Here is a 26,774-nt window from a genome sequence, read left to right as displayed (position 1 = left end):
GTTGCACAGATCCGTCACGTACTCTATTAACAGAAGGGAGGACCCCCCAATGCGCATAGGTGAATTATTTGTAATGAACGGACTCATCACAGAGGATCAGCTTGAACAAGGGCTGAAGCAGCAGGTGCACACGAGGAAGAAAATCGGTGAGATTCTTATCGATAAAGGGTTGATCACAGAAAGACAACTGGTTGAAGTTCTCGAATTTCAGTTAGGGTTTCCGGTTGTTAACATGTTTGAGACACAACTCGATATGCAAACCGTTCAGCTTATCCCAGAAACGCTTGCTCGTAAGCACTGTGTGATCCCGATTGAACGTAAGAATGGCAAAATCAAAGTTGCCATGGTTGATCCGTTGAACTATGGAGCCATTGAAGAAATTCGAATGGCGACGAACATGAGTGTGCAGCCAGTCATAGCCATTCGTTCTGAAGTCGAGCAAGCCATCACAAAAAATTATGGCATGAAAGAATCTGTCGATGAATTGATGGTCGACTTAGATAAAATCGAGATCAAAGATGAGGAATCCGAAGCGAATGATCAAGGATCACCGATCGTAAAGCTGGTCAATCAAATCATTCAATCCGCTGTGCAGCAGAGGGCGTCCGACATTCATGTTGATCCTCAAGAGAAACAGCTGATCGTGAAGTACCGAATCGATGGTGTGCTTCGAACGGAGAAAGCGCTACCGAAGCATATGCAGGGAGTTTTGACCGCAAGATTGAAAATCATTGCAAAGTTGAACATCGCGGAAAGACGACTACCGCAAGATGGTCGAATCCAGATGCAGGTGGATAACCGCCGAATTGATATACGGGTTTCGACATTACCGACAGTTCATGGTGAAAGTATCGTTCTTCGGATCTTAGATCAATCGGCAGGTGTTAAAAAAATTGCCGAATTGGGGCTCAGTGACGCGAATTTGGTGAAATTCGACAAAATGATTCAGAAGCCCAATGGGATCATGCTGATCTCAGGACCTACGGGAAGCGGGAAAACATCAACACTCTATTCAGCATTGGGTCAATTAAATGGTGATGATGTCAAAATCATTACGGTTGAGGATCCCGTCGAGTATCGAATGAATGGTGTAACGCAAGTACAGGTTAACTCGCAGATTGGTCTAACTTTCGCTTCTGGCTTACGATCCATTCTCAGGCAAGATCCGAACATTGTTATGGTCGGGGAGGTCCGGGATGCGGAGACTGCAGAAATTGCGGTACGTGCTTCCCTAACGGGGCACTTGGTGTTAAGCACCATTCATACGAACAGTGCCGTCAGTACGATTAGCCGACTTGTCGATATGGGAATTGATTCCTATCTCATCGCTTCCTCGCTCTCCTGTATCGTAGCTCAGCGCCTAGTGCGGCGCGTATGTCGTGAATGTGCAGCCCAGGTACCTGCCAGAGAGGATGAAATGAAGCTGCTAGAAACGCATGGGCTGCTAAACGGAACTGAACAACAACTGGCGGGGACTGGAACAGGGGTTGTAGTACCTATGACTTCGCCGAGAGCCATGGATAAGCCGATTATGGTAACGAGGGGCAAGGGCTGTGGAACATGCAATAAAACAGGTTACAGAGGTCGTATCGCCGTACATGAACTGCTAGTTGTCGATGAACCGCTTCGCAGCCTAATCGTGCAGAATCGACCAGTTAGCGAGTTGGAGCAGCATTTGATGAAGAATGGTTTTAAAAATATGCTCTACGATGGCTTGCTCAAGATTCGCCAAGGTCATACCACAATTGAAGAAGTGTTGAAAGCCGTGGCAGACGAATAGCAGTGAAATGAAGAAGCTATGAATGGGGGTGAACAATAACTTGGCGAACTTTACTTATGAAGCCGTCAATGAAAGCGGTAAGAAGCTGAAAGGGATGGTGAAAGCTCAGAACAAACAGCTGGCGATTACGGAGTTGCGAGGACGCGGGATAACCATTCGGAGCATCCAAGAGCAGCGGAAGACAACGATGGATCTGGAGATTCATATCGGTAGGGCAGTCAAGCTAGAGGACTTCGTCATCTTCTGTCGGCAATTCGCTACGTTGATCCGAGCCGGGATTCAAATTGATCAAGCTGTTTCGATTCTGGAAGATCAATCCACCTCCAAATATTTGAAAGCAGCATTAGGTGATATCTCGGAGCAAATCAGAAGCGGGCACCCCTTATCGAAAGGGATGGGCGAACATCCGAAAGTATTTCCCGATATGTTTGTCAATATGATGGCTTCCGGTGAAACCGGCGGTAATTTGGACGAGGTTCTGGAACGAATGGCGGATCATTACGAGAAAGAACACAAAACGGTTCAAAAGGTTAAGTCAGCGATGACTTACCCAATCGTTGTTTTGATAATCGCCATTGGTGTCGTTATTTTCCTACTTCTGAAAATTGTCCCAACTTTCGCAGATATGTTCCTAGAGCAAGGGTCCGAATTACCACTTATCACTAAATTTGTCATGAACTCCAGTGATGCCATCGTGCATTATTGGTGGATGTTCTTGGCAGGGCTGGTAGGTGTGATTATCTTGTATCGGAGCTTTGCTTCGAGTGAAGAAGGAAAGTACTGGATCGATACGATCAAGTTTAAGATTCCGGTCTTTGGTATTATTCTCAAAAAAGCTGCAGTTGCTCGAATGACGCGTACGATGTCCTCTCTGTTCGTGAGTGCAGTGCCTGTCTTACAGGCCCTGGATGTAACCGCGAAAGTAGTTGGTAATCGGGTGATTGCCAAGGTGCTCCGGGATGCCAAAGACAGCTTGCAGCAAGGTAAAATGCTATCGGAACCGATTCAGAAAAGTGGTATTTTCCCCAAAATGGTTGTGCAAATGCTAATCATTGGGGAGGAGACAGGGCAAGTCGATAATATGCTAGCCAAGATTGCTGATTTCTTCGAAGCGGACGTTGATCAGAGTGTAGATCGATTAAAGGCGGTGATTGAACCCCTCATGCTGCTCTTTGTTTCCAGCATAGTTGGTGTAATTGTAGCAGCGATCATGAGTCMGATGTTCAAAATGTACGATAATTTCCTTAACTAATTTCTTACTAACTTGAAGGGAGGTGATAGACAAACATGTCGCAGTCTTTACAAGCATTACAACATAACGTAAGTCAAGATTGGCAAGATCAGGTACATAACCAAAATAAACCTAGAGGTGGGAATGCAATGAACGAATTGACAATGAACAGCAAAAAGATGAATTTCCGTTTACCGAAGTTTTCGAAATTTTCTTTGAAAGAGTTAAACAAAAACCAAAAAGGTTTGACTTTGATTGAGTTGCTAGCGGTTATCGTTATCATTGCGATTATTGCTGCGATTGCGATTCCATCTGTTGGAGGAATTATTAAGAATGCACGCGTAAGCGCACATAAATCGAATGCCCATATGGTCATTGATGCAACGCGATTAATGATTACAGGTCAAGGTTTAAGCCCTGCTGAAGCTACAGACGCTGCTGGTTGGTCCTTGGATAAATTGGAAAAAGGTGGATTCTTGGAAACTGTTCCCAAAAATCCATCTGACAAACCAAACGGATATGATAAAGATCTTTCCAAGGTTGTTGTTACACAAGATGCGACGACAGGAAACTACACGTATACGGTTTCACTTGTGAAGGCAGGTACTGGTGGGGTATCACACATCACGTCCGTTAAAGAAGTAGATATTGATGCATTGAAATTCGGTACAGCCACAACAGACGTTCGAGAGTAATTAAACAAGCGCGCCGTCTTCGGGCGGCGCGCCAATTTCAAGTCAAGTATAACCGAGAGGAGTTACCGCAATGTTCGCAAAGAAAACGAGCAAGTATACATACGGCATGCAAATTTCGGATACAGAAGCGAAGTTGGTTGAAATCATGAACGTGAATGGACAGGTTACCCTGACACAGCGTCATTCCATTGCGCTGGATAGAGGCAGTATTAAACACGGAAAATTCGTGGACGAAGATTCGGTCATTGCGCGCATTTCAACCCTAGTCAAGCAAATTGGGTTACAAGGTGCACATATCAATGTGACGGTGCCACTATCCAATGTGGTTCTCCGTAAATCCGTTTTTTCGGCCTTAAAAGATAAAGCTTTACGTAATATGATCGACGTTGAATTACATGGCGGACAGCAATTGCCTTTCAAAAATCCGGTGTTTGATTTTGTTCGACTCGGAGCCCCGAAAGATGAAGCGGCTGCTTCTTCAGAAGGTGTAGTGAAGTCTTCCAAGTCTTCGGCACAAGAGGAAGTTCTCATCTTTGCGACACCCGGCGAGGTGGTTGAAAGCTATGCACACGTCGTCAAGCAATCAGGGTTAGTGCCAGTAGCTGTTGATTTGGCACCACTAGCTCTTCATCGTATGTTGGTACGTCATACCAAATTAACTGGATCCGCGATGAAGGAACGATTCATGCTGCTGCATGTCGAGCCAGATCATGCGGATGTTAGCATATTCGTAGATGGCATCCCTGTATTTTTTCGATCGATTCAGATTAATACGAGTTTCTTCTTAGATACAGGCACTGATCAGCTTGCAGCTTATGCGCGCAATCTATCTATGGAGCTTGGTCGTGTTTTGAATTATTTCCAATACACGGTTTCCAACGATCAGAAGCATGTCGAGCTCGTTTATTTGGTAGGCGATCATGAATGGATCACGGCACTTCCAGAACATCTAGAGAGTGCTTTCACAGGTGAGATTACATCGTTTCCATTGCCTGCCATTCTGAAAGATGAAGACACAACATGTCAAGCCTACGCGGTTCCAGTTGGACTGGCGATGAAAGGAGCTTAAGGACGATGAGTGCAGGCGTACAGAAGCTACAATCCATCGAAATTAACTTGCTGCAAATGCGGCACGAAGAACAAGCAGGAACTAGTCCCATTCTCCGCTATGTGTTTCTGACTGCGATCGTGGTGGTGGTCGGTGGAATGGGATGGATGTATACGAGCGCAAAGTCAGAAATTAAGAACGCGAATAAGGCATTGGAGCAAGTGAACCTTCAAATTAAAGAAAGTCAAACGAAGATTGCAAGCTCCCCTTCGGCTGGGGCGGTTGCTGATTTCGTTGCTTTACCGAAACAACTCCTCGCAAGCAAGCCCTTAGCGACAGATGTGCTCGATAAGCTTTCTGCACTAATGCCACTTACCTCAAATCTTACGGCTCTCTCCTTCGGAGATGGTAATAAGGTTAAGGTGACAGGTAATTTTGCTACAAGCGAAGATATCATTACATTCATGCAAGCGACGAAAGCTTCCAGCTCGTTTACCTTAATTTCTACCAGTGGGATGAACAAAGTAATAGGGGCACAAGAAGATAAAAATGCACCGGTTGTTGCTGAACCGCCATTGCCTGTCATTCAAGCGACTTTCGAGCTTCAATACAAGTCCGAGCCCAACAAGAAAGGTTGATCGAACGTATGAGCATGCTCAGCAGTAAAAGGAATCAAATCATCGTGGCGTTCATCCTCGCGTTGGCGCTTGTGATGGTGTATATCAATTTCATTTCACCACTTCAAAGTGAAAAGCTCTCCAAAGAGAGACTTCTTATACAGAAAAAACAAGAACTAGACGACTTGAATAAACGATCAGCCGGCGGTGGTGCAATTGGTGCTGCGGAACAAGTAAGCCTCTCACAAACACGTATTCACGTGCCTGAAGAACCGGATGTAGAAGGGCTCATACGTGAGATTCGGATGTTAGAGGTCATTACAAAGATGTCACTGGCCAGTTACAACTTTGAAATTGGCAAGGCGTCCGATGTTGTGAGTAAAGCTCCAACGAGCTCACCAGCCCCTGCGAAAGAAAGTACAACCGTTACACAGGTGGCTCCACCGATGCCATCACTTGCCATTCCGATCAAACTCAACACAACAGCTAAAGGGGATTACGCGCAGATCCATCGTTTTCTAGATGAACTGCAAACGACCAATCGCTTGATGCAGATTGACAAGTTGACGTTTGCGGTTAAGGGCGGAGCGCCCGTGAAGCTGAATGCTTTGAAAAGAGAAATAACGGTCAATGTTTCCGTTGTTTCCTATTATGCACCAGGGTTACAGAAGTTTTTCAAGAATCCGCTTCAGGTTCCTTATACGAAGCCTGCTGGAAAGACGAATCCAGTCTATTAATAAAACCATGTACATACGGGAGGAAATACGATGAGTATGATTTCACTAACGACGTCTGACACCTTATCACTGAAAGATCTGCTGCGTGTTTCTTACGAATCGAAGGCTTCTGACTTGCACATTAATGCAACGACAGAACCACTTATGCGGCTACATGGGAAGTTGATGAAGGTGGTTGATTCCGTTCTTTCTCCTGAGGATACACATCGAATGGCGAAAGAAATTTTAACGAAGGAACAATATGAAACATTGTCTAAAAAGGGGGAAGTTGACTTTTCATTCGAGCTGCCAGGTCTTTCTCGTTATCGGGGCAATGTATTTAAGCAAAAACGACATATTAACATGGTGTTTCGTGTCTTGTCGACGACAGTGCCCTCCCTTTTCAGCTTAAATTTGCCTGATTTGGTTCAGGAATTTGCACACAAGCACCAAGGTCTGATTCTAGTAACAGGTCCTACAGGCAGCGGCAAGTCAACGACGCTTGCTTCTATCATCGATTTCATTAATGAAACTCAGAAGAAACATATTATTACGTTGGAAGATCCGATCGAGTATATTCATCCAAGTAAAAATTGTCTGGTGGCACAACGTGAAATTGGTATTGATACTTTAACGTTCTCCAATGGTTTGCGTGCTGCTCTACGTCAAGATCCCGATGTCATTCTAGTTGGTGAGATGCGGGATTTGGAAACGATTAAGACAGCTATTACGGCAGCGGAAACAGGTCACCTTGTCCTGGCGACTCTTCATACCCCGGATGCTCCTCAAACCGTCGATCGGATTATCGATGTTTTTCCAACAGAGCAACAGAGACAAATACGCGTACAGCTAGCATCCGTACTCATCAGTGTCTTATCCCAACGTTTAGTACCGCGTATGGATGGACGAGGAAGGGCCATGGCGCTGGAAATATTAATTAATACACCCGCTGTAGCCAACTTAATTCGGCAAGAAAAGATTTATCAAATCAAATCGGTCATTCAAACGAATCGAMAAATCGGTATGCAAACGATGGTATCCAGCTTGAAGCAATTAGTGGAAGAAGGCATTATCCACCGAGATGCGATCAAAGAATATGAAATGACCTTAGGAGAAGATTAAATGAAAACTAATAAACATGCACTCATTACTGCTCTTCTTGTCGTATCCATTCTGTCACCAACAGCCGTTCTCGCAAGTGAAGCTGCAGTTAATTCAACAGTCAGTGTCCAATCGAGCAATCCATTCGCCATATTAAAAGGACTCGATAATGAAGCACGCAGTCAACAATACGAGAACATGAAGCTTTCACCAGCAGGTTGGCAGGTCGGTATGATTATTTCTAAAGAACCTTATGCAGTTGTTACAAGCTTAGATGCTTCTGGCGCACATGTGAAAATATGGACGGGAGCAATCGCACGAGATTACAATGATTTGCTCGTGTTTTGGGATGAAATCGGTGTAGATGTGTCAGGTAAACTGGATTTCCATGCCACTGACGTCGAAGAGACGACACGTTCGTACTTTGAAAGCGCATCCCAAGAGTCCTATCGTGTCAAAGCATACCTTGGCAAAGTGCCTTGGGCGAATATCCCTACCGATGCAGAGACAACTCGTGATGGCAGCATAAAGGTAACATCGAATGGATTAATTAACGTGTATGGAATCGTTTTTCAGGATCCTGATCGCGCCGTCGCACCATCACTGGGCTCAGTTAAGAAATTACCTGACATGCCTGATGCTGTACCAACGCTGCGTACATGGAAACAAACGGCCGTAAGCGCAGTTCCTAGTGACGCACTAACCCATTGGGCGAAAGATGACATCCTTGATCTTATGCAGAAATCAATTATCGATGGATATGAGGATCACACAATTCGTCCGAATCGTACGCTTTCGAAAGCAGAGTTTGTAACACTTGTTGTTAAAGCATTAGGGATTGAACCTGTCCAAACACCTGTCAAAGGTTACGAGGATATGGGAAAACATTGGTCAACCAGCATGGTTGCTTCTGCGCAGGCTATGGGTTTGCTGGATTTGAAACCCGTAGATTTGAATTTTTCTCCGGATTTACCCATTACGCGCATTGAAATGGTTGGTCTCGTTGATCGGATTTTGCAAAAGTATGCCGTTAAGGGTGGATCTGGCACTGGTGAATTCACAGATATCGCAAGCTTAACTGACGGAAATAAAGCATCTCTTCAAAATGTGATATATGCAGGTATTGTTGGCGGTTATGAAGATGGTTCGTTCAGACCACAAGGGTCACTCACTCGTGCTGAAGCTTTCAAAGTCATTTCGAGAATMATTCATTTGGTGTAGAAAGGAGTTCGTAACTATGCATTGGTATCAAAAAGCGAAAAAGAAAAGTGCGATCTTATTGACGGGGATGTTGCTCACAAGTATGCTCCCTGGCTTCGTTGGAACGAATAACGTTTATGGGGCGGAAGTAGACAATGGTTGCTTAGCGATTAGCGGTGTGGGAAATGTACCCGTTACAAGTGTCGAACGCAATCAATTGGTTACTATTAATTACACGCTAGACCCAAGTGGCACACATACGGTAACACAAACGCGAGATGCGGTTGACATTGCATTTGTAGCTGACGTATCTGGAAGTATGGATTACCATATGATCAAAAGTGATAGCAGAACCCCAATTCGTTTGGATATTTTAAAAAGTGCCTCTGCTACGTTAACTAATAAGTTTAAAACAGTAAATATGGGTGACCGTCTAGGACTCATTAAATTTAGTTCTGGGGCGTCCAAAGTACTTGATTTGACAACGGATTATGCGAAAGTTCAAACCGAAATTAATAAATTAGACGCTAATGGTTCTACCAATATTGACGATGGTCTTGCGAAAGCGAAGACGATGCTAACGGCGAGTGGAACGAAGCCTGTTAAACAAATTATTTTGCTAACGGACGGTAAAGCAACGGTATGGACCGATGAGAACGATGGCAATAAGCAGAAAAGCGGCGAAACAAGTGCTGCGAATGCTGCAAAAGCAGATGCTGATGTGCTAGCAGGACTTGGTATTAAAGTGTTTACGATTGCGTTGGCAACAGCTGGCTCTGATGAAATTGATCTAGAATTGTTGCAATATATTGCAACAAAGACGGGCGGAATGGCTTATGAAGCGAGCTCTGCGAGCCAACTTTCCGCGATATTTGATAACATTGCTAAAACAATCGAAGCGCCCGCTCAGCTCAAAAATGTACAGCTACATCAACCGATACCAGCTGGATTCATCTTGGCGCCAGGCGAGAATGCTTCGAATGTAACTCTAGACTCGGTGACACATGAAGTAATCATCAAAGTTGGAGACATTAATTTTCCTTTTAGCCTGGAACAAGACAAGATCGATTTGGCGATTAAATTAATCCCAGATACGGCTGCTGGAGACTATCCACTCCAAGATGCTAAAGTAACTTATCGCGATGCTTGTAATGCGAATAGACAATTCAACATTAATTTTGGTACACAGCTATCTGTAAGTGTTCGTGTAGTGGATAAATATGGGAATGTGTATATCGGAAATAGCGCGGGAGAGTTACAACGTTTACGTGCTAGTGATAAACAAAAACAATGGACGATTAAGAATAAAAATCTAGCAATTACGGATATTCGCTTCATAGATCCTGATCATTCGATTGTTCGAATTAGTTACAAAGATGGAACAACTGACCAATTTGATTTGAAGCCAACTGCACCAGCGACTTATGAACTCATTGATGGGAAAGGGAAGGCGATTACTGAAAATGGTTGGCATATGGGTCCAGGAGCGCTTCGTGCTGTGTCTGGTTCAAGCACACTGCTGCCAAGCTCAACTGTGTTTGCTAACGATGACTTCCAAGGTGCCTATATTGCAGGTTATCAGATTGCCATTGATAACGGCAATTGGCAATCACAAACATCGAGCGGTGTAGTCATTCCTGATGGCAATGGCGTGAATTTTCAGACGCGTGCCTTCACGAATGCAATTAGCGGCAACGCTTCAATTCCCATTGGTGGAGCAGTCGCAACCGGAAATGTTTCCTTAGATAGCACTGGGCCAATGATTAGCTGGAGTAAAGATATCAAAAATCCGACAGATGTCGCTGCCGATGGCATCATTTATATTACGGCAACCGATAATTTAAGTCCTGTAACGAACGTAAGAGTATGGTTCGACAACAAATCACTTTCTATTTCTTCTAGCTCATCGAAAATGACGAAGAATGGCAATACCTATGCGTTTCGATTGAGCGATGTGGCAGGTTTCGATACGGCTGAGAAACGGCAAGGCTGGCATCAAATTTACTTTGAAGCCACTTCAATGGGAGGCACAACTACAACAGTTGAAACACCTGAATATTTTGTGGTTAATCCAGGTTTGGCGGCTACGCTCAAAGGCATGAATTATAATGCTGGTGATATTTCAGATAAACCAGTAAGTGTTGCTGTGGTGGACGAGAAGTATCCTGTATCCGATCGTACATTCGGAAGTCATATCGAGCATGGCTTCACGTTGAAAAATATGTATTACGTGATTAAACAGTCATCAGCGACGCCGGAAGCAAATGAATGGAAACCATTGGCATCGAAGCGATTAACGGTGACAACCAAAACGAACACGACATCCGGAACATATTATGTCTTCTTAAAACTAGTCGACAGTTCGAATGTCGAAATGGTTCAGCAGCCACTGATCGTTAAATTCGATACCGAGCAAAACAACAACTAGACTGGCAAATCGGTGAAGTAGTGAGGAGGACTTACGGTGCGCCGCAATGAACGCTTGAAGCAAGTGGGGCCTAATGAAGACGGTATGTCACTCGTGGAAATCTTGATTGCTGTGACGATTATGTCGATTATCAGCGTCACGTTGATGGGGTATTTCACCTCAGCTGTTGATAAATCCGCGCAAGAAAGCCGCAAAATAATCGGAGCCAATTTAGCTCGATTAAAAGCAGCTGAGCTGCGCGATTACTTCAAAAATGGCTATAAAGACGCCATTGTGTCGCAGCTGACAAGCAGTCCCAAATTTTCTGGTGATTTATCGAGTAATGGATCGGAGTTAATGAAAGGCAGATTGGCCTCAACGGAGATCAATGGTACAACGTATCGGTATTTGGTTGAACTTGAGAAGAGCTACGCTCGCTGGGAGGCTGCGGATCCGTTTCGTAATGATTCAGATGACTATTTGGCTCAAATGCTCGTTACTGTATATTGGTCAAACGAAGATTCTCTCGATGCACCTTCAGCGAAATCATCAACGACACTCGATACGTATCTTATCAAAAGGTGGTAGCGCCTCATGCAGCGCAATGAGAAAGGGATGACCTTAATTGAGCTTCTGGCTGCCTTGCTGATTTTCGGCATGGTAGCCTCCATCCTGTACTCTTTTATGCTAATGGGCGTGTCGATGTATAAACGAGTCACGATGGAAACCCAGATGCGTAATCAAGGAGACGGGTTATACAGCCAGATTATTTCGGAGCTGAAAGAAGCGATCTACGTTCAAGACGAAGGGACGGATAAGAAGATCATTCGTTATGCGAAAAAGAATGATGACCCGAACATTTATATTGATCTCTATGAAATGGAAGTCTTACCGAATCCAACCGGCGGTGGGAAAATCGAAATTAGGGAAGCTGGAACGAATATTGTTAAACGTGTTTTCCAATTAGGAAGCAATTTTACAATTCGAGAGGGCAGCTTAAGTGAAGCGAGTCAAAATCATGACCGTGTTCAAGTTACGCTTGAGTATGCCAGAATTAATGCGGATCAGTTTAAGTTAGCAGACAACCCGAAACTGGTCATTGATTCGCAAATCCCACTATTCCGTAATGATTAAAAGTAACGGGTTGGAGGAGGCATGTATTGAACGCTATGAATAAAGACAGCAACGGCCTCCAACAGAGGATGCATAATGAGGATGGATCAGCACTAGTCATCGCTTTACTTGCCGTTGTTTTAATGACAATGATGGGTCTTATCCTTATGAGCGTACTTCGTGGAGGTGCAATTCAAGCAGCCACGACAGAGTCAAGTGTTCAAGCGGAGGCGATTGCACAGAAAGGGCTGGACGATACACTTGCCCAAATTCGAAGAGCCGTCGCGAATGGTGAAACGATTGGCGGAACGAACTATCGGAATCGAGTTCGCAATGTAGAGAATCAACTCTTGTTGATGCTTCCATTTATTGATAAGCATGTAGGAGATTCTCAGAATTCAAATGACAAGAATGGGGTTGTCGTTGAAGCGAAGAAAGGGACATATCAAGTCGATATTGTTCTTGCAGAGCCCACGAATCCAGAATCACCGACGAAAAAGCCTTTGGCAATCCCTGATGCTCCATACGTTCGCAAATTCACGATAACTTCTCGAGGTATGATGGGGGGCACTCCCGCTACTATTGTAACGAAAGAGATGACCGTTTATGTGAGTACGATTAACCCTGTGTTTCGATATCCGGTCTCATCAAGCGGTGATTTGGTACTAAATGGAACACCTTCGATCAAAGGAGACATTTTTGTAGCCGACCATTTGTATGTACGGGATGAGGCTTTATTCACAGGTACGACTAGCGGTGCGAATCGAAGCAAATATGGGATTCAAACAGGACGACCTGAGATTCGCGGTTTCATTCGAGTCGACGGAGACAGCGATACAATAGCGCCAGGGAAATTTAATTTTACCCGGTCGGATGGATTGACTGAATTCCCGCCGCTCACGCAAACAAGCGAATTTGTGCAACCCGATTATTTTAGACCGCAATATTTTCCATTAGAAGATCCAACGCTGGATGCGGACGTTGAAGTAGATGTAGAAGGGTATGTCACTAGTAAAACACAGACCGATTTAACAACCAAGTTAGCTGCTTTAGGAGGGTATTCAGCCCCGGATCCAGCAATAATTGAATTGCCGCCATTGTTTCAAAATTTGACGAGTAGTAAGCTGTACAACGATCAATGGGTAACTGTTGATGGTGAGGTGAATGTTTTTAATGAAGCATCAGCCACTAACGAGGCTGACCTGTTCATTAATAATGGTGTGCTTACCATGGCGAACGACGCATCGAAACTCAAATTGAAGAATGGTTCCCTTTATGTGAAGTCACCGGATCCTAATTTAGTAGCGGCAGATCTCCGAGGCGAACTTTCTGTGGAACCAGGAAAATTCTTAGCCATTGATGGCAACGTGACACTGAATAATGGATTTCGTTTTCCAAATGGCACGATGTATATCAAAGGTGATCTGAAGATCATTGGGAATGTATGGCTGCAAGGTACCGTGTATGTACAGGGTAACGTAGAGTTAAAGCAGATGACCTCTATTAATAAAAACAGGGAGGAAAACCCAGACCCTTCATTAACACCGCTTATTGTTGTCGCCTCAGGGGAGATCGTGCTGGGTAATAGCACAAACACCGATGATGAGAATGTTCGCGCCTTCTTCTACACGAAGCAAGGAATTCGTTTATATGGGGTTATTTCGAAAATGAGGCTGACTGGCGGTATACATGGTGGCGCAGGAGGTGTAGAACTCAATGCAGTGAGAGGTGAACTGACTACAGCTGGCAGCTCCGTTTCCAAGTATCAATTGAGTCCGCCATGGACTAGAGAAGTACCTGAAGTGCAATTGGACAATTCCAAACCATCAAGGCTACAGATTTTTTATGATGATAATCTCTATGATAAACCGCCAGATGGCATCCCAACGACAGACAATTTTAACGTGTTTGTGAAAAACGTCAAATACACCAAGTAACTACAGATTAACCATTCTGGAAGGAGGTACCTTCAATGTCATTCCAAATCCTAGTCGTTGACGATACGAAATTTATGCGGAAAATGTTGACTGATATTTTGAAGCAATACGGTCATGAGGTGGTCGGAGAAGCAGAGAATGGTAGACAGGCTGTACAAAAGTATGAGGAACTTCAGCCTGATATTGTTCTGATGGACATTACGATGCCCGAAATGGACGGAATTGAAGCGATGAAGGAAATTCGTAAACTCAATCCATCTGCAGTCGTTCTCATTTGTTCGGCTATGAGTCAGCAGGATCTCATCTCAGATGCATTGAAAGCTGGGGCAAACGGCTATGTGATGAAACCTTTTAAACCAAATCGCGTGAATGAAATTGTTCGAAAATATGGTGTTCCCCGTGTAATAGGCCATCTCATACCGCAAGACATGCAGCGCACGGAAGCTGCCGCCGTAGAAATCGAAGTAGTAGAGGCGACGGTTGTCATAGAGGAAATGGAATTACAGGCTAAGTTAGCCGAAGGTGCTACCGCCCCAGCAGAAAGTTTACATGCCGTTGATCGAGGATATGCAGAGCCGAAGGAGCTGCATCTTACGAAGCAAGATGAGGAGATCTTGAGTGAAATCTCGTCGATTAGCGAGTCCAACCAATCCAACCAAGAGATCGTAAGTAAGCTGATTCATGAGGAAGAGCAGATTCCTGAAGTCGTTGAACTCCAACAAAGTAATGGTGAACCAGAGCCTGTATCGGAACCGGAACCAGAATCTCAGAAGAATTACGTCACGGAGGAAAAGAAAGTTGCAGCCAAACCTGCTCAGGTTGTCAATGCGCTGGAAGTTCTGCTCGCATTTGCCGAGGTGGAGGAGTCTAAGGTTGCTATGGAAACCTCGGATCACATTCACATGGATGAGACGTCTGAGCATTCACAGTCAACGGAGGAAGAGGATCGTCTCCTGGAAATGGAGAGACTGGCTGCAGTGATGCAAGGTGACTTGGAGCAGGAATGGCAACTGGAGCAAATGCAACAGCAAATGCAACAGCAAATGCAACAGGATGAAGTAAGCGTTATTGCGTACGAGGACTCTTCAACAACGCAGAACTACTCGAACACTGAGGAATCAGTCGATGCGATTGATGAAATTACAGATTCGAGCTCAATTGAACTTAGCATTGATGACCTCAATGAGCTCACTCTGGAGATGGAATCTTTAGAATCCACCTATGAAGTGAAAGATCCAGCCAAAGAAGTTCCAGTATTCAAAGAAGAAGTTACCGTAAGCATGTCTTCTAAGTCTCAAGAAGCGGTTGACGTGAATAAAGTTGGCTTTAAAGCTGTGAGTGGCGGAAAGATCATTAATTTATTCAGGGGGAATGGACCAATGAAAAATTTCACAAGCAGTGTTATGTGTAACTGGAGCGAGGATTTGAATGGCGAGATGTCACAATACTTGGTTGTATGTACAGAAGCAGAGAATAAGATTGAGATTGATATGACAACGGCAAGCGGGCAAAAGCAATCCATAACTGTTACCATTGAGAGTTTTAATCAATTAGCTGCTTGGCTACAGGTTCAATTAGGGACTGCACCMGTGAGTAATCGTGAATATGCAAAAAAAGCAGATTTCTAAATAAATATTGCTAAGGTGAGACATCTAGAGGGGGTAAGGCAATGGGGTGGGAAGAATGGAGTTACACAATTCTATTGTTCATGGTGGGTGCATTGTTCGGTTCATTCTTTAATGTCGTTGGGCTTCGGGTACCGAAAGGTATATCCGTCGTTGCCCCTCGATCTAGCTGTGGAAGTTGTGGGCGCCAGCTTAACGCGATTGATTTAATTCCGATCTTGGGATGGTTTATCCGAAGAGGGAAGTGTCACACATGTGGATCATCAATATCCCCTGTGTATATCGTTGGAGAGTTAGCAGGAGGTGTTTTATTTGCCTCTCTTCCCTTCCTAGTCAGCATAAATGAACTGTGGGTTGCTTATCCACTAGTATCTGTGCTTCTCATCCTGACAGTGAGTGATCTAGCCTACATGCTCTTGCCCAACAAAATCATTTATCCAGCCATGCTGCTATTTACGGGATTGCGATTGTTCGTTCATCCACTGCCAATTTGGTACTATGCGTTGGGATTCGTAATTGGAGGGGGCACGCTGCTCGCGGTGTCTCTTGCTGCAACTTGGATGGGGAAGCCGGCTATGGGCTTTGGAGATATTCGATTGATGGCTTTAGTAGGACTCGTCATGGGAATCAAGCTCGTGCTGTTATGCATTTTTCTGTCGGCACTGCTCGGCAGCGTCATCGGTGTGGCTCTCATCGCCTCAGGTAAACTGGATCGGCGTTCACCTATTCCCTATGGTCCTTTCATCGCTGCCTCTGGTTTCATCTGTTTTTGTTTCGGAGACCCATTGATGACGTGGTACTTGGACCTCATCGTATGGCAGTAAAACTACATTTTGTAAAAGAGAGGTCGGACTCCTATGAACTGGTTTCTAGCTCAATCGTTTCGTGCTAAGCTTCAGCTCGGTTATTACACTGTTGTTGCCTTCTACACAATTATTATCCTCATTCTTATGTTAACGTCAGATGTATCCATTATTTTTGCACTATCTTCATCACTCATTCTCATGGTGTTCAGCTTTCCTTATGTGCGTTTCTTGGAAAAGGCGTTAACAGAGCCCATTGATAATGTAACGCGTGTCGCGATGAATATTGCCAAAGGAGACTTCACACAAACCGTGGATGCTTCCTCCAAGGATGCGCTAGGCGATATGGGGCGCTCCTTTAATGCCATGATCGTGAAATTGAAGGAACTGTTGAATGAAACGGCTTCTATTTCGAAGCATGTCGCAGACTCAAGTCGTGATATTTACCATAAAAACGAAGGTATTAACACGATGATCGTGGAAGCAACAGGCTCGGTCACTTCACTTGCGGAGGGAGCTAATGAGATTTCATCTGGTGTGTTCAAGAGCTTTTCCGTCGTAAAAGAAATCGAAACCAAAATCACGGATTATGTGGATTCTACACATGAAATGAATAATCGTTGCGGGCAAACGCTCGATCTTGTGAAAAAAGGAATGAGAGCGGTAGAAAGTCAATCCGAGAGTGTTTCCCATATCGTACTTGCGACAAGTAATGTTTCTGGGACGATTGATGATCTAGTAAAAGAAGCGGCAGGTATTTCTTCCATTACACGCACAATTTCCGAAATTGCTGAACAAACGAATTTGCTGTCCTTGAATGCTTCCATTGAAGCAGCGCGTGCAGGCGAACACGGGAGAGGGTTCTCTGTTGTTGCTCAAGAAGTTCGTAAATTAGCTGAAGAGTCATCCAAATCGGCCAAGAGCGTATTCCATATGGTACATAACATTGAGAATAGTATTAAAATGGCCCAGAAAAATATTCAGATCAATGAGGAGATTGCTCGCAGGCAGACAGAGTCCATTGAAGCTACGGAAAAAATATTCGGTGAGATGGTTGAAAGTATTCAATTCATTACGCAGCGTATGAGTGAGTTTACGGGAGAAAGTCAGAAGATGTTGAATGCAGCCCAGTTCATTACGGGCACCATGGAAAATATCTCAGCGATTACCCAGCAATCGGCAGCAGGTACAGAGCAGGTATCTACTTCGATGGTACAACAAACGCGTTCCGTTAAAGCTGTTGTTATTCAGTCCGAACAAATGCTTCGTATGGTAACCCAATTGCAGCGCACGATTCAGATATTCAAGCTTTGAGAGAATGAAGTTGAGATCCAGTAAGCATGCAAGAGGAGAATACCTAAATAAATAACGGTAGAGAGGCGGAACAGATTGTTGATGAGCAGTCGTTTACCTACTTTTGCTGCAATAAAGAAGAGTGAAAGGGGGAGTATGATTTTAATACCATAGAAAGCAATGTAGCTATGTTCATACAGGAAAGCCATAATCGGATTGGCCTCGCCAATCAATTGTAACCGGAGACCCATATCTGTTAATCCTGCATCCATTAAACTAGCAATACACAGGAAAATAATTAAATTACGACTCAAAGGGACCACTCCTTTTGACATTGGAGGTTATGCTAACGAATCGTTTGCATAACCTCTTTCATTGTAGAGATAAATGCTTCTGCAGCTTTGGATATATAGCGACCTTTGCGATAAGCAATAACAAGCTTGCGTGTGGGTCTACCCTCTAAGATGACGTTTACGGGAGAAAGCTCATGTAAGCTTCTTTTGGAAATCAAGTAGGGTACGAAAGCGATCCCCATGCCAGCAGCAACAAGCGATTGCACGGTTTCCATATTACTCGATTCAAAAACAATATTTGGAGTGAAGCCAGCTTCCTGGCATAGATCGAGGGTCAGCTTTCGGAAGCCTTGTCCTTTTTTCAAGGCGATGAATGCTTCCTTTTCCAACTGAGAAATTCGAATTGGCTCTTTGCTGGATGCTAATGGATGCAGCGGCGGAACGGCAAGGATGATTTCTTCATCTAGTAACGTCTCGTAGACGAGAGATTCTTCACGTAATGGCAAGGATAGAAGTGAAATATCGGTTTGACCATTTACGGTTAAGGTCTCTAGGTTGGAAGAAGTCTCCTCGACGAGTGAAATCTCAATATCCGGATAAGCTGCCTGAAAGACAGGTACCACGTATGGTAAAATCGTTGATCCTGTAATTGGCATACTGCCGATGACTAGGCGGCCTTTCTTCATTTGAGAAATGTCTTCCATTTCTTTTTTGAGGCCTTCGATCATATCGAGAATCTTCTGTGACTTCTCCACAAACAGAGAACCTGCGTGGGTCAACTCAACTGAATTCGTGCTACGTTGAAATAAAAGGACGCCGAGTTCCTTCTCTAGTTTTGACAATTGTTGGCTGAGTGAAGGTTGGGCTATATGCAACTTCTCCGCTRCACGTGAGAAATTCCGTTCTATGGCGATCTGGATGGCATACTGTAATTGACGTAATTCCATGCGAAGAAGTGTCTCCTTTATAGATGTCTTGAAGGTTATCATATCAAGCTTTGTGGGGCGAAACAAGCTGGACATAGGAATAAATAACCATAAAGGGCAATGACGACTGGTTTCATCCAGTTTCATTACCCTTTATGGTTAATTTTGGTTACACAACGCTATTTGCGAACAGTACTTCTATACATGAGGAATAATAGATACGGAGCGCCAATAATAGCTACAACGATACCGGAAGGAATCTCTTTGGGTATAAGTATCGTTTTACCAATGATATCAGCACCCGTAAGCAATGTGGCGCCGAGAATGGCCGAAAGGACAACAGATTTCTGGTGATGCTGACCCAAGAATAGACGCACTGCGTGAGGGGCGAGTAAGCCGATGAAACTGACTGTGCCGACACATGCAACAGCAATGGCAGCAACTAACACGCCGATTATTGCTGAGAGAAGTCTTGTTTTCTGCAACTTAAGGCCTAGTCCAAGTGACACGTGGTCACCAAAGGCCAACAGATCTACACGTCGACCAAGAAACCATGCACTTGGAAGTAAAATGGCTGTCGTGATCAGGAGTTGGATGCATTCCTTCCATCCCCTAGAGTAAGTACTGCCGGCCAACCATGTAAGTGCAGGAGCAGCACCGAGCTGCGATTTAATGACAAGAAATTGGATGACAGCCGAGCCAAGTGCCGAAACGGCAATCCCAATAAGAATGAGGACAACGGGATTCAGCCCTTTTTTCCAAGCGAAGGCATACACGCTTCCTGCTGAGAGGAGTGCACCAATGATGGCACCAACGGGTATCCAAGTACCAGGAGCAGATGGCCAAATGGTTAGGACCAATAGAGCTCCCATCCCAGCACCTGAGGTGACACCCACAACGGAAGGATCCGCGAGCGGGTTACGAACTGCACCTTGCATCATGGAGCCTGCGACAGCTAAAGAGGCACCTGCAAGAGCAGCAACGAGAATGCGAGGAAGACGCAAATTCAGAATAACATTGCGAGCCATTTCTTCGCCTTGGCCTGTTATTACGGCGATAACTTCAGCAAAAGGTATTCGCAGGGCTCCAGCCGTCAACCCGTAAAGCAACAAGAAAACTAAAGCAATGCTAGATACGATAACTAGAATAGGATACGGAATTTTAGTTCCGACATAACCAACACTCATTGAGCTGCTTTCAGCAGAAGATTTCATTCTGGAGCCACGAATGGCAAGCCATATTAACCATGGAGCACCTAGTAAAGCGGTAACAGAACCCGCGGGCAGCTCTCCGAGTGTACTTCGAAACATTTTGGCAACTAGATCAGCACTAAGTAAGACGACAGCTCCCCAGAGAGCACTCCCTGGTATCAATAGTCGGTGACGTTGTAAACCTATTAATCGAACTAGATGAGGTGCGATTAGGCCGATAAAACCTATGGGTCCTACAACGCTAACTGTAACTCCGGCTAGTAGAATAGCAGAGACAAGGGCTACCATCCGAACCCTATTTACATTTTCACCTAGTGAAACAGCCGTTTCCTCATTTAAGGCAAGCATATCCAGCTTCTGACTGAAAAGAAAAGCTACGACAAGTCCAATGCATACCCAAGGGAGTGCATATTGGACACCTTGCCAATCGTTCTGTCCCAACGCACCTGATCCCCACATAAATAAGCCATTTGTTTCATTCTCATACATAATTTGCAGACCACTTGTGAAGGCAGATAGTACTAGCGTTACGATCATGCCTGCAAGTGCCATGCGAAGTGGCGAACTTTTGCGACCGCCTGACATGAAATAGGCCATGAACGCGGCGCCGCATGCACCTAATAACGCTAGAAGCAAGGAATGATCAGACTTTAGTGCAGGGAAAAATACCGCCGCCAAAACGATGATGAAATACGCACCAGCGTTCAGGCCAAGTGTTGAAGCTGAGGCAAGGGGATTGCGGGTGACTGTTTGTAGCAGTGCTCCTGCAACAGCAAGGGCAGCACCTGCAAGCATACCAATGACAGCGCGCGGCATGCGAAGCCCCCGCACCATATGATGGTCGGGGGTATCTTGTGGAGATATCAAAGCTTGGATGACCGTATGAACAGTTATGTTCGCTTCTCCTTGTGTCAAATTGAGGAAAAGGAGAAGGCAGAGTGCGAGCAGTCCGCCGCCAAATACAAGAAGTGACTTCCATTCGATATAAGCGAAACGGTTCGTTTTCGATTTCATCGCGGGTTGGATCATTTTGTTAATGCAGTTGCAGCAAGTTCAGCGAACACTTTAGCTGATAATGGACCACCGAACGTCCATGTATTACCAGGTAGTTTGAAAGTCTTGTTTTCCTTCACAAAAGCAAGACCTTTCCAAACGGCATTGTCTTTCAGTTGTTTCTCAAATACATTGTCATTATCTTGAACGATGTAGAAGAAGTTCGCATTTTGGACAGCTGGTAAAGCTTCAACAGAAGCTGTAGAGAATCCATATAGCTCAAACTTGCTTGATTTGAAGACGTTTTTCAATCCGATACGTTGCAGAATTTGTACAACCATGGAGTTGTCTGTGAACATACGCAGATCCGCATTGTTTTGATTACTGTATGCTTGTGTTAAAGCGAATTCGGCGCCATCTTTTTTCGCTGTTGCTAATTTCGCTTTTGTATCCGCTAAGGCTTTGTCAAGATCAGCTACGACTTTGTCGCCTTCAGCTTTCTTACCTGTTACATCTGCAATTGTCTTGAATGTTGTTAACATGCCTTCAAATTGATCGCCTTTTCCTTCAGCTGGATAGGATTCGAAAACGATCGTTGGAGCGATTTTGGAAAGTGCTTCATAATTTTTACTCGAACGCAATGTGCTTGTGATAATAAGATCTGGCTTCAAGCCTGTAATCGTTTCTAAGTTAGGCTCTTGACGAGTCCCCACATCAACAACGGAGGCATCAAGTGCAGGCTTCACATTGACCCATGTGTTGTAACCTTTTGTATCAGCTTGACCCACAGGTTGAATTCCTAGAGCAAGAACATCCTCGGTATAGGCCCATTCTAATGTAACAATGCGTTTCGGTGTACCTTTAATTGTAGTAGTTCCTAGTGGATGTGTAATGGTTTTCACTGCATCTGCTGCAGGTGTAGCAACTGCTGATGCTGGAGTAGGTGTAGAAGTTGAAGTTCCGCAAGCTGCGGTGATGAAAAGTAACATGAGTGAAAGTGTAAATGTAACTGGTTTAATAAAGTTTCGCACAATAAAATCCCCCTGAATGTATGTATTCCAATGATAGGTGAATCGATGGCCAATTCGATATCACTAAGAGAATGATAATCATTATCAATGTGAAAGTCAACCATTAGTTATTATATAGGAATAATCTATCAAGCTTATAGTTATTATATCTTGGAACTATGACGTGATCCGTGCTAAAGTACTATATGAGGGTATGACATTAGCAAACTAATGCGGATAATGACAAGAGGTGACTGGGTATGAGTAAAAAGACAATGTTCGAGAAGATTTGGGATAATCACGTTATTAACCAGGAAGATGGCAAGCCTAGCGTTATTTATATTGATTTGCATCTAGTACATGAAGTAACTTCACCGCAAGCCTTTGAAGGGCTTCGTTTGTCCGGTCGTAAAGTTCGTCGTCCTGACTTAACTTTCGCAACAATGGACCACAACGTTCCAACGAAAGATCGTTTCAATATTACAGATCCAATTTCGAAGCAACAAATCGATACGCTTTCACAAAACTGCCGTGACTTCGGCGTTACACTTTTTGACTTGGACAGCTTAGATCAAGGTGTCGTTCACGTTATGGGACCTGAACTGGGTCTTACACACCCTGGTAAAACAATCGTTTGTGGCGACAGCCATACTTCGACACATGGCGCATTCGGCGCACTTGCTTTCGGTATTGGTACAAGTGAAGTTGAACACGTAATGGCAACACAAACTTTGCAACAATCCAGAGCAAAATCCCTTGAAGTTCGTATCACAGGAAGCTTGAAACCAGGCGTTACAGCAAAGGATTTGATCCTTGGTGTTATCGCAAAATACGGAACAGACTTCGCAACAGGTTATGTTATTGAGTACACAGGTGAAGCGATCCGTGGTCTTTCCATGGAAGAGCGCATGACTGTGTGTAACATGTCCATCGAAGGTGGAGCTCGTGCTGGTCTAATTGCTCCGGATGCTACTACTTTTAACTACCTGCGTGGTCGTGAGTATGTACCGCAAGGTGCTGATTTCGACGCAGCTGTAGCAGAGTGGGCGAATCTTGTTACTGACGAAGGCGCTACGTATGACTGGGTATTGGAGTTCGACGCAGATACATTGATACCGCAAGTAACCTGGGGTACGAGCCCTGGTATGGGAACAAGCGTTACTTCCTTGGTTCCAGATCCACAAAGCTTCGAAACAGAGAATGAACGTAAAGCGGCTGAAAAAGCGCTTGAATATATGGATTTAACACCAGGAACACCTATGACAGAACTGAAAGTAGATTATGTCTTCATCGGTTCTTGTACAAACGGACGTATCGAAGATCTTCGTGCAGCAGCTAAGATTGCGCAAGGTTACTCCGTAGATCCAAGTGTAACGGCAATCGTTGTTCCAGGTTCTGGACGTGTTAAAATTCAAGCTGAAAAAGAAGGCTTGGATAAAATTTTCTCCGCAGCAGGATTTGAATGGCGCGATGCGGGCTGCAGTATGTGTTTGGCGATGAACCCAGACGTACTTCAACCAGGACAACGTTGTGCTTCCACTTCCAACCGTAACTTCGAAGGTCGTCAAGGCCGCGGCGGACGTACACACCTTGTTTCCCCAGCAATGGCTGTTGCTGCAGCGATCAAAGGTCATTTCTATGACGTTCGCGATTGGGAAATTAAAGAATATCAACAAGCTTAATTTCGGCTAATGAATGTAATGTTTAAATGCTAGTTTTGCTGTAGCAAAACTTTAAGGAGAATGAGAACATGGAAGCTTTCAAACAACATACAGGTCTTGTAGGCCCTGTTGATCGTGTAAACGTAGATACAGATGCAATTATCCCTAAACAATTTCTTRAACGCATTGAGCGTTCAGGCTTCGGACAATTCCTTTTCTTCGAGTGGAGATGGGATGAAGCAGGTAACGTAATCGAGAATTTCCCATTAAATCAAGATCGTTACCAAGGAGCTTCCGTTCTGATTTCCAGAGCGAACTTCGGTTGCGGTTCATCCCGTGAACACGCACCTTGGGCGATTCAAGATTTCGGATTCCGCGTTATCATCGCGCCTTCCTATGCGGACATTTTTTACAACAACTGTTTCAAAAACAGCATTCTGCCAATCAAATTGTCGGAAGAGCAAGTTGAAGATTTGTTCCAGCGTACTGCGAAGCACGAAGGATACAAATTAAATGTTGATCTAGAAAACAAAAAGCTGACTGATGAGTACGGTCTTGAAATCCAATTTGATTTGGATGAGCACCGTCGTCAATTCTTGCTTCAAGGCTTGGATGACATCGGATTGACACTTCAACATGAAGCGAAAATCACAGCGTATGAGCAAGCACACCAAAAACGTTTAGCTTACAAATAAGCAAAAACAAGAAGACGTATCCCAAGTGGGATACGTCTTCTTTGTTTTTGTTTTCAAGTTTTATATATAAATCTTGCAACTTTTGGCAATTTGCTTCGTCTAATAGATTACTAGAATGTCGAAGTAAAGGAGGTTGTGCTGTCAGGTATAGGTTAATTTTGCTATAATATAATGGAAGCTGATAGTTTCGTAGAATTAGCTGAATGGTTGCGTTCCTACATCCCCCCGAATCCCCCAATTCCGACATTACATAGAGGTGAATGATGAAATTTCCTGCATTTTGTTTGTTTTTGCTCGCATGTTTGTTGCTGCTGCCAACTACCGCTTTTGGAGCTGAAGCGCCAAAGCCGATTAAGCTTTATATGAATGAGAAGCAACTAGAAGTCCAAGGTGTTCAGCCGCGAATTGTGAATGATAATACGATTGTTCCCGTTCGAATCATCGTCGAACAAATCGGTGCAAAAGTGAGCTGGGACGAAGCTACTAGTAAAGTTACTATCGTGAAGGACAAAATCAATATCCAACTCGTGATAAACAATGTAACAGCTATCATTAATGGAAAAAAAGAAACGTTAGAAGTAGGACCTAAGATAGAAAATGGCTCAACAATGCTTCCGCTGCGTTTCATCGGTGAAGTATTGGGTATTGAATTTAAGTGGGATGGCGCTACTTCTTCCGTGCATATGTTCAAAGATATTGAAACGGATTCTAAACCGGTTACGGGTCCTGTAGAAGTAGTTCCAGATGGAGGTACAGCAAATCCAGAGACCAAACCTCCAGGAACGAAGCCTTCTACCGGGACAAACACAGGAAACGGTACTGGAWCTGGTACAGGAACTGGATCTGGTACAGGTACAGGTACAGGTACAGGTACAATCACACCTGACCCGTCTGTTCACGTGATTACTGCTATTTCACTATCCGAAACGGAATTTTCAGTCATTGCTAAGGATGGAAGCCTAAGTCCGAAGGTCTTAACTTTATCGAACCCTTCGCGTCTTGTGTTTGATTTCCCTAACACCACATTGGATGAGTCGCTGCAGAAGCTACTTGTTAAAAATTCTGGAGAATTGCCATCCAAGCAGCCGTTAGTGTCCAAAGTGCGATTCTCAAATTTCAATGATAATCCGGCAACAGTTCGAATTATTCTGGATTTGAACGCGCCAGCGGAGTACCAGACGATTACGTCTAAACTTCCTAATCAATGGAAGGCTTCGATTGGTGAGAGGAAATTAACGGTTATCATCGATGCTGGTCACGGTGACAATGATCCTGGCGCACTTTCTATTACGGGTAAGCATGAGAAGGAATTTACACTTGCTACAGCGAAGAAGGTAGAGGCACTATTAGCGAAAGATAAGCGGATGCATGTTCTGATGACCCGTTCTGATGATACTTTTATTCCATTAGATGATCGTGTTTCTTTTGCCAATGATATTTCAGCAGACTTATTTTTATCGATCCACGGAAACAGTGCCAAAGCAACTGTGTCAGGAACGGAAACATACTATAACAGGCCAGAAAGCTTAGATTTCGCCAACGTAATTCATAAGTACGCTGTTCCAGCTACTGGGTTTGCTGATCGAAAGGTTCGTCAAGCAGATTTCCGCGTTATCACCAAAACTAGTATGCCTGCAGTCTTGCTTGAAGTCGGTTATTTGTCCAATAAGAATGATGAATCTGCGATGTACAAAGAGGCATTCCAGGACAAATTAGCTGCTTCACTTGTTGCCGCGATTAAGGAATATTTGAACCTTAAGTAAGCATGTTGACCATCAAGCGGATCAAAATAGGCTAGCCTGTCTAGGCATAACGCTAAGGAGTGAATAAGATGAACAAAACAAGTCGCCTAGTTCGAGGAGCGCTCCTTGTAAGTGCCATCACATTGTCTGTTACGGCTTGTGGCCAGAAAACTCAATTAACTGGGGCCGCTACGACTGTACCGCAAGCAACTTCTACACCTATTGCAACACCTTCCACACCAACGATCACACCAAAACCTACAGTAGCGCCTCATAAGCAGTTGCAGGTAAAAGCTTATTATAGTGATCAAGATGAAATGAAGCTCGTTGAAAAAGTGGTCACAGTGAGTGTAGAGAAGGACTCTGATGCCTATGAGGCTGCTCTTAAAGCTCTTCAGAAAAGTGATGATCCGAAGGCCATTCCCTTATTCGATGATTTGAAATTCACAAGTGTGAAATTTGATAGCGTCAAAGGCGAAATGAAGCTGGATATGACATTCGGTCCCAAAACGCAATTAGGTGCTCCAGGGGAAGAGTTATTCGTACAAGCACTGAAGAAAACGATTTTTCAATTCCCAGAAGTAAAGACATTGTACGTAACGAAAGATGGTAAGCAAGTAGATAGTTTAATGGGACATTTGGAGCTTCCTTATCCAATTAAACGACCTAACTAAATA

22 protein-coding genes and 1 pseudogene are annotated in these 26,774 nt (G+C 44.2%); 19 read left to right on the top strand and 4 right to left on the bottom strand.

The features are described from left to right. The first annotated feature begins 49 nt into the window (after positions 1 to 49). The 15 genes and pseudogenes from AB4114_RS00970 to AB4114_RS00900 all read left to right on the top strand — a co-directional run bounded on the left by AB4114_RS00970 (position 50) and on the right by AB4114_RS00900 (position 17,587). Positions 50 to 1,780, top strand: a complete 1,731-nt coding sequence (locus tag AB4114_RS00970; RefSeq protein ID WP_441986719.1) for a GspE/PulE family protein — start codon at positions 50 to 52, stop codon at positions 1,778 to 1,780. Between the two features lie 40 nt (positions 1,781 to 1,820). Then, a complete protein-coding gene (locus AB4114_RS00965) occupies positions 1,821 to 3,032 on the top strand; it encodes a type II secretion system F family protein (RefSeq protein WP_441986718.1) in 1,212 nt (403 codons plus the stop codon). 35 nt (positions 3,033 to 3,067) lie between these two features. After that, positions 3,068 to 3,706: a prepilin-type N-terminal cleavage/methylation domain-containing protein gene (locus AB4114_RS00960; RefSeq protein WP_441986717.1), complete on the top strand. Its 639-nt coding sequence runs from the start codon at positions 3,068 to 3,070 to the stop codon at positions 3,704 to 3,706. Positions 3,707 to 3,776: 70 nt separating this feature from the next. Beyond that, complete coding sequence (gene pilM / locus AB4114_RS00955; RefSeq protein WP_441986716.1) at positions 3,777 to 4,775, top strand: type IV pilus biogenesis protein PilM; 999 nt, start codon at positions 3,777 to 3,779, stop codon at positions 4,773 to 4,775. Between the two features lie 5 nt (positions 4,776 to 4,780). Beyond that, a complete protein-coding gene (locus tag AB4114_RS00950) occupies positions 4,781 to 5,392 on the top strand; it encodes a PilN domain-containing protein (RefSeq protein WP_441986715.1) in 612 nt (203 codons plus the stop codon). An 8-nt stretch (positions 5,393 to 5,400) separates the two neighbouring features. Next, entirely contained in the window at positions 5,401 to 6,108 is a 708-nt protein-coding gene (locus AB4114_RS00945) for a hypothetical protein (protein WP_441986714.1), read from the top strand. A gap of 30 nt (positions 6,109 to 6,138) precedes the next feature. Then, complete coding sequence (locus tag AB4114_RS00940; protein ID WP_441986713.1) at positions 6,139 to 7,209, top strand: type IV pilus twitching motility protein PilT; 1,071 nt, start codon at positions 6,139 to 6,141, stop codon at positions 7,207 to 7,209. Further along, positions 7,210 to 8,409 (top strand): S-layer homology domain-containing protein, encoded by a 1,200-nt coding sequence (locus AB4114_RS00935; RefSeq protein WP_441986712.1) that lies wholly within the window; start codon positions 7,210 to 7,212, stop codon positions 8,407 to 8,409. A 16-nt stretch (positions 8,410 to 8,425) separates the two neighbouring features. After that, a complete protein-coding gene (locus AB4114_RS00930; RefSeq protein WP_441986711.1) occupies positions 8,426 to 10,816 on the top strand; it encodes a vWA domain-containing protein in 2,391 nt (796 codons plus the stop codon). Positions 10,817 to 10,852: 36 nt separating this feature from the next. Beyond that, positions 10,853 to 11,383 carry a type IV pilus modification PilV family protein gene (locus tag AB4114_RS00925; protein WP_441986710.1) on the top strand — a complete coding sequence of 177 codons (531 nt, stop codon included), beginning with the start codon at positions 10,853 to 10,855 and terminating at the stop codon, positions 11,381 to 11,383. Between the two features lie 6 nt (positions 11,384 to 11,389). Next, complete coding sequence (locus AB4114_RS00920; protein ID WP_441986709.1) at positions 11,390 to 11,929, top strand: prepilin-type N-terminal cleavage/methylation domain-containing protein; 540 nt, start codon at positions 11,390 to 11,392, stop codon at positions 11,927 to 11,929. 26 nt (positions 11,930 to 11,955) lie between these two features. Continuing rightward, positions 11,956 to 13,845 carry a hypothetical protein gene (locus tag AB4114_RS00915; RefSeq protein ID WP_441986708.1) on the top strand — a complete coding sequence of 630 codons (1,890 nt, stop codon included), beginning with the start codon at positions 11,956 to 11,958 and terminating at the stop codon, positions 13,843 to 13,845. Between the two features lie 35 nt (positions 13,846 to 13,880). Continuing rightward, positions 13,881 to 14,231 (top strand): annotated as a pseudogene (locus tag AB4114_RS00910) (response regulator); the annotation flags it as partial. A 1,283-nt stretch (positions 14,232 to 15,514) separates the two neighbouring features. Continuing rightward, positions 15,515 to 16,294: a prepilin peptidase gene (locus AB4114_RS00905; RefSeq protein ID WP_441986707.1), complete on the top strand. Its 780-nt coding sequence runs from the start codon at positions 15,515 to 15,517 to the stop codon at positions 16,292 to 16,294. A 33-nt stretch (positions 16,295 to 16,327) separates the two neighbouring features. After that, positions 16,328 to 17,587: a methyl-accepting chemotaxis protein gene (locus AB4114_RS00900; RefSeq protein ID WP_441986706.1), complete on the top strand. Its 1,260-nt coding sequence runs from the start codon at positions 16,328 to 16,330 to the stop codon at positions 17,585 to 17,587. On the opposite strand, the gene AB4114_RS00895 is transcribed toward AB4114_RS00900, so the two are convergent. The 4 genes from AB4114_RS00895 to AB4114_RS00880 form a co-directional block, all read right to left on the bottom strand. Beyond that, entirely contained in the window at positions 17,569 to 17,880 is a 312-nt protein-coding gene (locus AB4114_RS00895) for a DUF5658 family protein (RefSeq protein ID WP_171628754.1), read from the bottom strand. The genes AB4114_RS00900 and AB4114_RS00895 overlap by 19 nt on opposite strands. 32 nt (positions 17,881 to 17,912) lie before the next feature. Then, on the bottom strand, positions 17,913 to 18,806 hold the full coding sequence (locus AB4114_RS00890; RefSeq protein ID WP_441986705.1) for a LysR family transcriptional regulator: 894 nt from the start codon (positions 18,804 to 18,806) through the stop codon (positions 17,913 to 17,915). A 158-nt stretch (positions 18,807 to 18,964) separates the two neighbouring features. Further along, positions 18,965 to 21,010, bottom strand: a complete 2,046-nt coding sequence (gene fhuB / locus AB4114_RS00885; RefSeq protein ID WP_441986704.1) for a Fe(3+)-hydroxamate ABC transporter permease FhuB — start codon at positions 21,008 to 21,010, stop codon at positions 18,965 to 18,967. Positions 21,011 to 21,021: 11 nt separating this feature from the next. Then, on the bottom strand, positions 21,022 to 22,020 hold the full coding sequence (locus AB4114_RS00880; protein WP_441986703.1) for an ABC transporter substrate-binding protein: 999 nt from the start codon (positions 22,018 to 22,020) through the stop codon (positions 21,022 to 21,024). A gap of 239 nt (positions 22,021 to 22,259) precedes the next feature. On the opposite strand from AB4114_RS00880, the gene leuC reads away from it, so the two are divergent. The 4 genes from leuC (at position 22,260) to AB4114_RS00860 (ending at position 26,771) form a co-directional block, all read left to right on the top strand. After that, the gene (leuC, locus tag AB4114_RS00875) at positions 22,260 to 23,681 is read left to right on the top strand and encodes a 3-isopropylmalate dehydratase large subunit (protein WP_441986702.1); all 1,422 of its coding nucleotides are present in this window, start codon (positions 22,260 to 22,262) and stop codon (positions 23,679 to 23,681) included. 68 nt (positions 23,682 to 23,749) lie between these two features. Then, positions 23,750 to 24,355 (top strand): 3-isopropylmalate dehydratase small subunit, encoded by a 606-nt coding sequence (gene leuD / locus AB4114_RS00870; protein ID WP_441986701.1) that lies wholly within the window; start codon positions 23,750 to 23,752, stop codon positions 24,353 to 24,355. Between the two features lie 260 nt (positions 24,356 to 24,615). Beyond that, complete coding sequence (locus AB4114_RS00865; RefSeq protein WP_441986700.1) at positions 24,616 to 26,118, top strand: N-acetylmuramoyl-L-alanine amidase; 1,503 nt, start codon at positions 24,616 to 24,618, stop codon at positions 26,116 to 26,118. 68 nt (positions 26,119 to 26,186) lie between these two features. After that, a complete protein-coding gene (locus AB4114_RS00860) occupies positions 26,187 to 26,771 on the top strand; it encodes a GerMN domain-containing protein (RefSeq protein ID WP_441986699.1) in 585 nt (194 codons plus the stop codon). The last annotated feature ends 3 nt before the right edge of the window (positions 26,772 to 26,774 follow it).

This window comes from Paenibacillus sp. 2RAB27 (genome assembly GCF_052115445.1).
Taxonomy (GTDB): domain Bacteria; phylum Bacillota; class Bacilli; order Paenibacillales; family NBRC-103111; genus Paenibacillus_E.
The sequence above is the reverse complement of the archived record's forward strand: the minus strand, read 5'-3'. Positions and strand labels throughout refer to the sequence as shown.